We start from the raw sequence: 11,155 nt of genomic DNA, 5'->3' as shown, positions 1-11,155 counted from the left end.
GCAGCCGATGAAACGACTGGTGCAGCAGACCGGCGAATCCGCGTACCTCAACGTTCCGTCCCGGAAAATGCCAACCGAGGACGAGGCCGGAATCTACATCGCCATCGAAGAGGGAACGCACTCGGTCCGGCACACCAGCTGGGTCGGCCGCAGCATTCCGCTTGAAGGCACCGCCGCAGGGCAGGTGCTGCACGGCTCGACGCCTGACGAGGGCTACGTCGTCGTGAGTAATGGGGTTGAGCCGGACGTTACCGCCATCGCCGCGCCCATCCTGATGGGTTCGCGCGTTGTGGCCGCCCTGAGCGTCGTGGCGCCGAGTTACCGGATCACCGACGACGACGCCGAGGCGATCGGCAAGCTGGTGGCGGCTGAGGCAGCAACCATCATGGACCACTACGCGGTATCGACCGCCTGATCACCAATTCCACTAAGCACATCCACTGACTACATCCCACTGAACCTGGAGGAGTAACCAATGCAGGGAGCACGCGAAGTACGGGCCGCCCGCGGCACAACGCTGACCGCCAAGAGCTGGCAGACCGAAGCGCCGATGCGGATGCTGATGAACAACCTTGACCCGGAAGTCGCCGAACGGCCGGACGATCTGGTGGTCTACGGTGGCACCGGACGGGCGGCGCGCAGCTGGGAAGCCTATGACGCCATTGTCCGCACGCTCGAGACCCTCGAGGACGACGAGACGCTGCTGGTCCAGTCCGGCAAGCCGGTCGGTGTCTTCCGCACACACAAATGGGCACCGCGCGTGCTGCTGGCCAACTCCAACCTTGTCGGCGATTGGGCCACCTGGCCGGAGTTCCGCAAGCTGGAGGCCGAGGGCCTGATGATGTACGGCCAGATGACCGCCGGCTCGTGGATCTACATCGGCACGCAGGGCATTCTGCAGGGCACCTTCGAAACTTTCGCCGCCATCGCCGCGAAGCGGTTCAACGGCTCCCTGGCCGGCACCCTGACAGTGACCGGTGGCTGCGGCGGTATGGGCGGCGCCCAGCCGCTGGCCGTAACCCTCAACGGCGGCGTCGTGCTGATTGTCGACGTCGATGAGACCCGACTGCGCCGGCGTGCCTCCAAACGCTATCTCGACGTCGTCAGTACTGACCTGGACGAGGCGCTGGCCAAGGTGCAGGAAGCCAAGGACGCCAAGCAGGCACTTTCGGTGGGCCTCGTCGGCAACTGCGCCGAGGTGCTTCCGGAACTGCTCAAACGCGGGGTTCCAGTGGACATTGTCACCGATCAGACCTCCGCGCACGATCCGCTCAGCTACCTGCCGGCCGGTATTGCGATCGAAGACTGGAAATCCGAGGCGGAGGCCGACCCGGTCGGTTTCACCAAGAAGGCGCAGGCGTCAATGGCGGCCCACGTCGAAGCGATGGTCGGATTCCAGGACGCCGGTTCGGAAGTTTTCGACTACGGAAACTCCATCCGCGACGAGGCGCGCCAGGGCGGCTATGACCGTGCTTTCGAATTCCCCGGTTTCGTTCCCGCCTACATCCGGCCCATGTTCTGTGAAGGACTTGGACCGTTCCGCTGGGTGGCGCTCTCTGGAGATCCCAAGGACATCGAGGTGACGGACAAGGCGCTGATGGAACTCTTCCCCGAGGACGAGCACCTGTACACCTGGCTGAAGGCCGCTGCCGAGCACGTCGAGTTCGAGGGCCTGCCCGCACGGATTTGCTGGCTCGGCTACGGAGACCGGGCCAAGGCCGGCGCGCTGTTCAACAAGCTCGTCGCCGAGGGCAAGGTTTCCGCGCCGATCGTGATTGGCCGTGACCACCTGGATTCCGGCTCGGTGGCCTCACCGTACCGGGAAACCGAAGCCATGGCCGACGGTTCGGACGCCATCGCGGACTGGCCACTGCTGAACGCCATGCTGAACACCTCCTCCGGCGCCACCTGGGTATCCATCCACCACGGAGGCGGAGTCGGCATCGGCCGGTCCATCCACGCGGGCCAGGTATCCGTCGCCGATGGGTCCGACCTCGCGGCCGAAAAGCTCGAGCGCCTGCTGACCAACGATCCGGGCATGGGCGTGATCCGCCATGTCGACGCCGGCTACGACCGGGCGTCCGACGTTGCGGCCGAGCGCGGCGTACGCATCCCGATGCAAGAGGGCTAAGCCTTATGGAATCCGTATCTGAGCTGCTTGATTCGATTGACGATGTCGGGCGCGATGCCCGCCGCGGTGGTTACAGTCGCCCGGTGTATTCGACGGCGGAACTGGACCTGCGCGGGTGGTTTATGGAGCAGGCGCAGCGCCGCGGGCTCGATGTCGAGACCGACCGCAATGGTGCCATCTGGGCGTGGTGGGGAGCGCCGCCGTCGAACGCTGACTCCGGCGGCGCACTGGTCACGGGCAGCCACCTCGATTCGGTCCCCGGAGGCGGTGCTTTCGACGGACCGCTCGGCGTGGCTTCGGCGCTGGTCGCCGTCGACAAGATGCGCGAACGCGGGATCACGGCCGGAGAACGTGGGACACGGCCGCTCGCGGTGACGGTTTTCCCCGAGGAGGAAGGGTCGCGGTTCGGCGTGGCCTGCCTGGGATCACGGCTGATGACCGGCTCGATCGACCCGGACCGGGCGCGCTCGCTGACTGATGCCGACGGCGTGACATTCGCCGAAGCAGCGCGGAAGAACGGTCTGAATCCGGAGCACGTCGGGCCTGATCCAACAGCCATGGCGAGGATCGGCGAGTTCGTCGAACTGCATGTTGAACAGGGCCGTGGCCAGATCGATTTGGGGCCGGCGGACAGTTCTAAAAACGCCATCGCCATCGGTTCTTCCATCCTCGGTCACGGGCGCTGGAAGTTCACCGTTTTCGGGCAGGGAAACCACGCCGGGACCACTCTGATGGCAGACCGCGCGGACCCGATGGTGGCCGCCGCACGGATAGTCCTCGCCGTACAGCAGGTTGCCGCCGGGCGGGATGATGCGCGGGCCACGATCGGACGTCTGCAGCCGGTTCCCGGGGGTACTAACGTGATCGCGTCGAAGGTTGAGATGTGGATGGACGTGCGCCATCCGGATGATGCCGTGACGGCGTCCCTGGTGACGAAGATTCACGGCAAAGCGCAGATCGCCGCGGCGGAGGAAGGCTGTTCCGTCACGCTGACCGAGGAGTCATACAGCAACACCGTCCATTTCGACACCCGGCTGCAGTCGACCCTGCAGGACTTGCTGCCCGGGGCGCCAACACTAGCCACCGGCGCTGGTCACGACGCCGGGATCCTCGCGGCGAAGGTTCCGTCTGCGATGTTGTTCGTTCGCAATCCGACCGGAATCTCCCACTCTCCCGAGGAAGCGATCGAGCGCAGGGACGCCGACGCCGGTGCAGATGCCCTCGCCGATGTGTTGGCTGGTTTGCTGTGACGAGCGGACAGAAATGAATTCTGTCTCTGCCACGGGCCGCTCCGCCACTCCAGACGAAGTCGTGGTGCTGGCGGCAGGCGTCAACGCCCACTCGCACGCCTTCCACAGGATTCTGCGTGGCCGCACCCACCTGGGGCGTGGCAGCTTCTGGAGTTGGCGCGAGCAGATGTACCGGTCTTCGGCGGCATTGACGCCGGAGCTGTATGAGCGTTTGGCCACCGCCGTCTATGCCGAGATGGTGGTGACTGGTTGGAGCGCCGTCGGCGAATTCCACTACGTGCACCACCACCCGGGCGGTTCGGCGTATCCGGCCCACGAGATGGAACACGCCCTTGCCCGTGCGGCTCAGAATGCGGGTATCCGGTTGACTCTGCTCGACACCTGCTACCTGAAGGGCGGCATCGGCCAGGAACTGAACGCGGAGCAAGCCCGGTTCGCCGACGACGACGCCGACGCCTGGCTTGAGCGGCTGGAATCCTTGCGGGAGGACTTCGCCTCGACCTACGACCCGGCGTTCGTGAATGTAGGCGCCGCCATCCACTCTGTACGTGCCGTCGATCCTGACTCGCTTGCCAAGATCGCACGGGGACTCGACCCATCTCTGCCACTCCACGTGCACCTGTCCGAGCAGCCGGCCGAAAACGAGGCCTGCCAGCGAGCTTATGGGCTGACGCCTACAGAGCTTCTGTCCGAGCACGGACTGCTATCGGAGCGGCTCTCGGCCGTGCACGCCACGCATCTCACCGACCGGGATATCGAGTTGCTGGGTGCTGCCCGCGCCAACATCGTCATGTGCCCGACGACGGAAGCGGACCTCGCCGATGGGATTGGCCCGGCCTTTGAACTGGCACAAGCTGGGGCGGTAATCTCGCTGGGCACTGACCAGCACGCCGTCGTCGACCCGTTGTTGGAGATGCGCGCGCTGGAACACGGAGAACGGTTGCGCAGCGGTGAACGAGGACGCTTCACTCCGGCCGAACTGGTTGAAGCCCTCAGCGCGGGTGGCGCGCGAAGCCTTTCCCGGACACCATCCGGCGCACCGTCCGGCGAACAGCCAGGAACACCGTCCAGCGCACCGTCCGGAGCGGAAACCGCGCGGACCAACGACTTTATCCACCTCCGTCCGGACAGCATCCGCACCGCCGGCGTCGCCGCAGACCAGCTGCCGCTTGCAGCCACGGCCGCCGACGTCGAATCCGTGACCATCGATGGAAAAGTGGTTGCCCGGAATGGAATACATGAAGCGTTGGGAGACCCGGCGCGGCTGTTGACCGCCGTACTGAAGGAACTGGAGTAGAGAATGAGCCACCTGATCACCAATATCGGCGAGCTGATGACCCAGGACGTCGAAGGCACCGTACTTCGGGACGCCGCCGTCGTGATTGAGGGCGAGCGTATCAGCTGGACCGGCCCGGCAGCGGAAGCCCCGGCGGCGGACAGCAAAACCGATGCCGGCGGCCGTGCCGTGCTGCCCGGATGGGTCGATTCGCACAGCCACCTGGTTTTTGCCGGCGACCGGACGGCCGAATTCGAGGCACGTATGGCGGGCGAAAGCTACCAGGCCGGCGGTATCGCCGTCACCACAGGAGCGACGCGCCAGGCTTCCGACGATGAACTCTCACGACTGCTGGCCGCCCGGATTGACGAGGCCGTTTCGCAGGGAACCACCTACCTCGAGACGAAGACCGGGTACGGGCTCAGCGTCGATGACGAAATCCGCAGCGCGCGGATCGCCGCCGAACAGGTCGACGAAGTCACCTACCTCGGTGCGCACTTGGTCCCGGACGGGATGGATCCGCAGGAGTACCTCGACCTCGTCTGTGGCCCAATGCTCGACGGCGTGACCCCCTTCGTCCGCTGGGCAGACGTGTTCTGCGAGCGCGGAGCCTTCGACGCAGACCAGTCCCGCCGGGTGCTGGAGGCGGCGAAGGATGCCGGGCTGGGGCTTCGGGTGCACGGCAACCAGCTGGGGGAGGGGCCGGGAGTGCGGCTCGCCGTCGAAATGGCCGCTGCCAGCGTTGATCACGTGAATTACCTGAACCGGGACGACGTCGACGCCCTCGCCGGAACTTGGACCGGCTGGACTCCGGGCTCGGATAAGTACGGCACGGTCGCCACCTGCCTGCCCGCGTGCGATCTCTCCACCCGGCAGCCGCTGGCTCCCGGGCGGGAATTGCTCGACGCCGGAGTCCAGATCGCGCTCGCGTCGAACTGCAATCCGGGTACTTCCTACACGTCCTCGATGGCGTACTGCGTCACGACCGCTGTGCTGCAGATGAAGTTGAGCGTGCATGAAGCCGTCCGGGCTGCGACTTACGGGGGAGCCTTGGCGCTCCGGCGCGATACTGGCGAAGACGCGGACGGCCGGCGCGCGGTGGGGAGCATCGCCGTCGGGCACCGCGCCGATCTGCACATGCTCAACGCGCTATCGGCCACCCATCTGGCGTACCGTCCGGGCATTCCGCTGACCTATGCCGTGTGGCGGGCCGGCGAGCGGGTTGTTTCCCCGGCCTGATTCGGAGGTCATCTCCCCGTCCGGTTCCAATGGTCATTTCCCGGGCCCGATTCGAGCGGACCACTTCATTGGCAATTCCCACGGTCATTTCCCACAGTCATTTCCCACGGTCATTTCCCACGTCCGATTGGTTCGGGGCAGGATAGATAAATGCCTACGGAAACTGTCCCGCCCGACTATGTGGAAACCCGAAGCCGCCGCTGGCTGACGTTTGAAGTGCTGATCGTGCTGGGACTGTCGCTCGGGCAATCCGCGGTTTACGCCGTCGTCAATCTGCTGGACAAGCTCACCAAGGCCCCGCTGGGGGAACAGACCACGACGATGAACCAGGTCCTCAACGAACGGCCGTACTTCGACCTGACGTACCAGCTGCTGGACATACTTTTCGCCCTGGTGCCGGTGGCGTTGGTGCTGTTCCTCCTGACCGGCGGGGGCAAATCCGCCTTCCGCAAAATGGGATTCACCTTCGCCCGGCCCGTGTGGGATTTCTCGATGGGATTCGGGCTGGCAGTGGTGATCGGTGTGGGGACCATCGGTGTCTATGCCGCCGGACGTGCCTTGGGGATTACGACGGCGATTGTTCCGGCCGCCCTCGACGCCTACTGGTGGACCTTGCCGGTCTTGATCCTCTCGGCCGTGCGGCACGCGGTCATTGAGGAAGTGATTGTCGTGGCCTACCTGCTGGACCGCTTCGCCCGGTTCGGCTGGAGCACTCTGGTCAGCATCCTGGTCAGCTCCCTGATCCGCGGCAGCTACCATCTCTACCAGGGGATAGGACCGTTCATCGGCAACTTCATCATGGGTCTGATTTTCGGCTACTTCTACTCGAAGTACGGCCGGGTGATGCCCCTGGTGATTGCGCACGCCCTTCTGGATATCGGCGCGTTCGTCGGCTTCACTCTCTTCGGCGACGCCCTCGGCCTCCGCTAGGTTCCTCCCGGCGCCGGTTAGGTTCCCGCGCCCGACCCGGTTAGGCAATTGCAGCTCGTGATCTGCTTCAATTGGGGACATATCGACATGCGCGCGCATGTCAAAATGTCCCATCCTGAAGCTAAAAGGTCCTAGCGCCACTCCTGTCCTGCGGACCAGAAGTGTTTCCGCTTATCCTCTGCCAGCCCTGCTGCCCGAAGCTTCTCCGGAAGAATGGGTGGCGCATCAGGTCCGGCTCCCCACACGGCGGACCACAACCACCGACCATCCCACGCCCGGTCATCCGCATGGCGTCCTCACGAATTTTCTCGGCGGTCAGAACGTCGGGTGGAAGCTTGCCCTGAAGATACTCATTACGGGAGTACTTGGTCAGGCCATCGTATTCACCGAGCAGCCTCAACTCCTCCCAATAGAAGTCACTAATCCCGATCAATGACCCATCATCATCCTCGACACGGTACTGCAGCTCCGGTTGGCCAAACCCTTCGAGATACATATTGGCCCGGCTCACGGATTCGCCGGGCGAATCTGACCGCACGTCCGCGAACCGAATGACGTTTGAGGCCCGATCGAATTTGGCCTTTGAATTCAGTCGTTCCGCGATGGCCATTATTTCGTTCTTACTGATTGGCTCCAACGACTCCTCGCTGTCTGCGTTGAGCACATGATCGGCGGCGGCGACGGCATGTGGAAACGGAACTGAAAGGGCCAACTCGATGACGGTCTGCGCACGCGTAGTAACCCACAGTTTCTTGCGTTTGACCGGTGATTCCAGTTCCAGGTCCCGGTGGCTCTGGACGCCTGCGCTCAAACGGCCATGAGTGGACCGTCCGACCTGGACGTGGACATGGTTCTTGGCACCGAAAAATGGAATGCCCCATACCGAGGCTGCCGACTGGCGCGAAAAAACGCGATCGGATGCCGGTCCTTGAGCGACTGCTTCAACTTTCAGGCGGTACTGGTCCCACCATGTGAGGTCCCGCCATTCGCGGGCAGGAGCATAGATACCCGGCCTTACCCGGACCAGTACTCCACGTTGGACCTGACGTGCGAGAGATCTTCGATTCTCTCCGGCCCGTTCGTAGTCGCTGACCGATATGAGCGCATTCGCCCATGATTCCACTGTGCTGCATGGCACCGACCAGCGACAGCGCCATCTTCCTGTAAGTGGAAAACCCATCAGAGTCCAGCGTCTGTGGAGGAAATCCGATCAGCGTGGCAAAGAACCAGGAGTGCGGAGGCGTCCGAACTAGGAGCGTGGCGAACGGTGTAGGTACAACAGTGTAGGTACTGAGCGTGGTGAACGGGCCGGTACTGGTGCCAGTGGGCAGATGAGTAACGGTTCAGGAGTCCCGAGATGCGAAAAGCTTCAATCCGGGACATTTCGACATGCGCGCGCATGTCGAAATGTCCCGGACTGAAGCAGGGGCGGGGTGGTCGCGGAAGAAAGACCCGCGGAGGACGGACCGCGAGATCCACCCGCAGCGTGGAGCCGGTTCGCTCCATCGGCGGGTTCGCCTCCATATTGATCCGGTACAGGCGCCCCGTGACGTTGCTAGATCTCGACGGTGCCGTTGGGGGTCTCGAACTTCGCGGACATGATGCCGGGAGTGCCGTTCGGAGCGAGCCACTCGACCTTCACATCGTCCAGAGGGTTTCCGACGTCGGTCCCGAGCCATTCCGTGACACGTGCGGCGGAGCCGGCGATGGTCAGGCAGGTGAGCTTCACGTTATTGTCCCGCGCGTTGGAAGGGTGCAGATCCGGGTCGCCCTCCCACTTGAGCATGTAGGGGACCTGCGGATCGGCAATCAAACCATTGATGCCGATTTGCCGCCAGACCAGCTCGCGTCCGTCGGGGAATTTGCGGTTGCCGGGGACGGACTCTCGGCCCAGGCGCTGTTCAAACGGAGTCAGGTCGTCGACCGCTACGCACCAGCCCATCCAGCCGCCGCCTGCTTCCGAGCGGGCCCGGACGGCCTGCCCGAAGGGCGCCTTGTCCGAAGCCGGATGGTCCAGCACTTCCACGACCTCGGCATAATGGCCGTCGGTCAGGGGGAAGATCATGTTCCGGGTCCCGAAACGGGGATGGACACCACCCTTTACGGCGTCTATTCCGAGGGCGTCGGCGACCCTTTCAGCAGTCGCGGCGAGTCCGTCAGGTCCACAGGCATATGAGATGTGATCCAAGCGCATAGTTCATCTTTACACGTTGTGATTCGCGTCTCGACTTAGGCCATCCTAATGCCGGTCAAGGACCTCCACGGTACGTAATTGTTACGTCAAGTCATGTCATATTCTTGCCCTCCGGCGATTCATTTCCCACACTTGAATCAGGTCATGAGTGTCAGCAGAGTCTTGTTGACCGCCGGCGTGGTTCCACCGCGCGGGCGGGAATGAGATTCAATGCCCCGGCTTGCTGACCGGCAACCCTCCATCCGCGGTGGGGTGCCCCGGGTGAAGACCTGGCATTCAGCCAGAAGGTTGAGTGCAAGCGCGGGTCACATCTCGTGCTGGAGCGCACGTTCCAGCCAAGCTCTGTCGGCCCCGATCGACAGGAGTCTTCCATGAGTAATAACTGGTCTTTTGAAACCCGCCAAATCCACGTTGGCCAGGAGCCGGATTCGGCAACGGGCGCCCGGGCGCTGCCTATCTATCAGACGACGTCGTTCGTCTTCGACAGCGCCAAGCAGGCAGCCGACCGGTTCGCCCTGGCCGAGCTCGGCCCGATCTACAGCCGGATCGGCAATCCCACCTCCGAAGCAGTCGAGGCGCGTATCGCGAGTCTGGAAGGCGGCGTCGGCGCCCTGCTCGTCGCTTCCGGCCAGGCAGCCACCACCTACTCGATCCTCAATGTCGCGGTGTCGGGCGATCACATTGTTGCCAGTCCGAGCCTGTACGGTGGCAGCTACAACCTGCTCCAGCACACGCTCCGCAAGCTCGGCATCGAGGTTACCTTCGTGGCCGATCCGGACAATCTGGACCAGTGGCGCGATGCCGTCCGGCCCAACACCAAGGCGTTCTTCGCCGAATCGGTCTCGAACCCCCGCCAGGACGTGCTCGACATCGAGGGCGTCAGCACCGTCGCGCACAAGGCCGGCGTTCCGCTGATTGTGGACAACACCCTGGCCACCCCGTACCTGATCCGGCCGATCGAGTGGGGCGCCGACGTCGTCGTTCATTCAGCGACCAAGTACCTGGGCGGGCACGGCAACGCCATCGCGGGCGTAATTGTCGACGCCGGCAAGTTCGACTACACCCAGGATCCGGAGCGGTTCCCCGGCTTCAACGAGCCGGACCCGACCTACAACGGACTGGTCTTCGGCCGCGACCTCGGCGAAGGCGGAGCGCTCGGCGCCAATCTGTCCTACATCCTCAAGGCGCGCGTGCAACTGCTGCGCGACCTCGGTTCCGCCGTCGCGCCGATGAACGCATTCCTGATCGCCCAGGGCATCGAAACCCTGAGCCTTCGGATCGAGCGGCATGTCGAGAACGGGCAGAAGGTCGCACAGTGGCTCGAGAAGCACGACGCCGTTGAGTCCGTTGCGTACGCGGGCCTGCCTTCCAGCCCGTGGTACGAGCGCGGACGGACCTACAGCCCCAAGGGAATTCCGGCAGTCATCGCTTTCAATATCGACGGCGGACTGGAAGCCGGCAAGCGCTTCGTCGACGCGCTGGAGCTGCATTCGCACGTGGCCAACATTGGCGACGTCCGGTCGCTGGTCATCCATCCGGCGTCGACCACGCACAGCCAGCTCTCCGATCAGGAGCAGGCCGCCGCCGGCGTCACACCGGGACTGGTCAGACTGTCGGTGGGGCTTGAGAACATTGAGGACATCCTGGCTGACCTGGATGCTGGTTTCAGGGCGGCAAAGGCAGAGTGAGCACGTCGTCGCAACTGCGAAGGGTATGGAAGGAGCCGGCTCCGTTGAACGGGGCCAGCGCGCCTGCTCATGCCCCGCTGCATACCGACGCGGGCGCAGCGGCAGGTTCGTGGCCACAACAGGGTGGTCTATGGCTGCTTCCCGACGACGGCGCCCCGGATTCGGAAACGCCGTCAGCGGAACGCCAACCCAATGAGGCCGCTCCCGACGGCGTGTTGCAGCTGTTGCCGATCGGAACCCTGCCGCTGGAGGCAGGCGGTGAGCTGCCCGGCGTCGTACTCGGATTTGAAACGTGGGGAACGTTGAATGCCGACGGGTCCAACGCCGTGCTGGTGCTGCACGCCCTGACCGGCAGCACGCACGTCAGCCGGGGCTCGTCGAACGAGGACGGTTGGTGGGAACCGCTGGTCGGCCCTGGCCGGGCGATTGACACCGACGAGTATTTCG

General features: G+C 64.1%; 9 protein-coding genes, 1 pseudogene and 1 riboswitch. Of the genes and pseudogenes, 8 read left to right on the top strand and 2 right to left on the bottom strand.

The window, feature by feature from the left end; all coding sequences use genetic code 11:
* From Y707_RS24730 to Y707_RS0109210, 6 genes are all read left to right on the top strand, one after another.
* The coding region (locus Y707_RS24730; protein WP_275451203.1) for an IclR family transcriptional regulator domain-containing protein at positions 1–415 on the top strand (415 nt) is incomplete at its 5' end.
* A 60-nt stretch (positions 416–475) separates the two neighbouring features.
* Positions 476–2,131 (top strand): urocanate hydratase, encoded by a 1,656-nt coding sequence (gene hutU, locus Y707_RS0109230; protein WP_026534867.1) that lies wholly within the window; start codon positions 476–478, stop codon positions 2,129–2,131.
* Positions 2,132–2,136: 5 nt separating this feature from the next.
* Positions 2,137–3,381 (top strand): allantoate amidohydrolase, encoded by a 1,245-nt coding sequence (locus Y707_RS0109225; RefSeq protein ID WP_026534866.1) that lies wholly within the window; start codon positions 2,137–2,139, stop codon positions 3,379–3,381.
* 13 nt (positions 3,382–3,394) lie between these two features.
* A complete protein-coding gene (locus Y707_RS24725) occupies positions 3,395–4,678 on the top strand; it encodes a formimidoylglutamate deiminase (protein WP_051441831.1) in 1,284 nt (427 codons plus the stop codon).
* Between the two features lie 3 nt (positions 4,679–4,681).
* On the top strand, positions 4,682–5,896 hold the full coding sequence (gene hutI, locus Y707_RS0109215; protein ID WP_026534865.1) for an imidazolonepropionase: 1,215 nt from the start codon (positions 4,682–4,684) through the stop codon (positions 5,894–5,896).
* A gap of 150 nt (positions 5,897–6,046) precedes the next feature.
* Positions 6,047–6,826 (top strand): CPBP family intramembrane glutamic endopeptidase, encoded by a 780-nt coding sequence (locus Y707_RS0109210; protein WP_051441830.1) that lies wholly within the window; start codon positions 6,047–6,049, stop codon positions 6,824–6,826.
* A gap of 121 nt (positions 6,827–6,947) precedes the next feature.
* On the opposite strand, the gene Y707_RS24720 is transcribed toward Y707_RS0109210, so the two are convergent.
* Together Y707_RS24720 and Y707_RS0109200 are read right to left on the bottom strand one after the other, a co-directional pair.
* Positions 6,948–7,949: a type IV toxin-antitoxin system AbiEi family antitoxin domain-containing protein gene (locus tag Y707_RS24720; protein ID WP_051441829.1), complete on the bottom strand. Its 1,002-nt coding sequence runs from the start codon at positions 7,947–7,949 to the stop codon at positions 6,948–6,950.
* A 432-nt stretch (positions 7,950–8,381) separates the two neighbouring features.
* Entirely contained in the window at positions 8,382–9,020 is a 639-nt protein-coding gene (locus Y707_RS0109200; RefSeq protein ID WP_026534863.1) for a VOC family protein, read from the bottom strand.
* Between the two features lie 140 nt (positions 9,021–9,160).
* Positions 9,161–9,327, top strand: a riboswitch (SAM riboswitch).
* Between the two features lie 10 nt (positions 9,328–9,337).
* Here Y707_RS0109200 and Y707_RS0109195 point away from each other — a divergent pair.
* Positions 9,338–10,708: a bifunctional o-acetylhomoserine/o-acetylserine sulfhydrylase gene (locus Y707_RS0109195; RefSeq protein WP_275451204.1), complete on the top strand. Its 1,371-nt coding sequence runs from the start codon at positions 9,338–9,340 to the stop codon at positions 10,706–10,708.
* 44 nt (positions 10,709–10,752) lie between these two features.
* Positions 10,753–11,155, top strand: a pseudogene (locus Y707_RS32150) (hypothetical protein); the annotation flags it as partial.

The organism is Arthrobacter sp. H14, from assembly GCF_000520495.1.
Lineage (GTDB): Bacteria > Actinomycetota > Actinomycetes > Actinomycetales > Micrococcaceae > Arthrobacter_C.
Note: the sequence above shows the minus strand (reverse complement) of the source record. Positions and strands in the feature narration are given on the sequence as shown.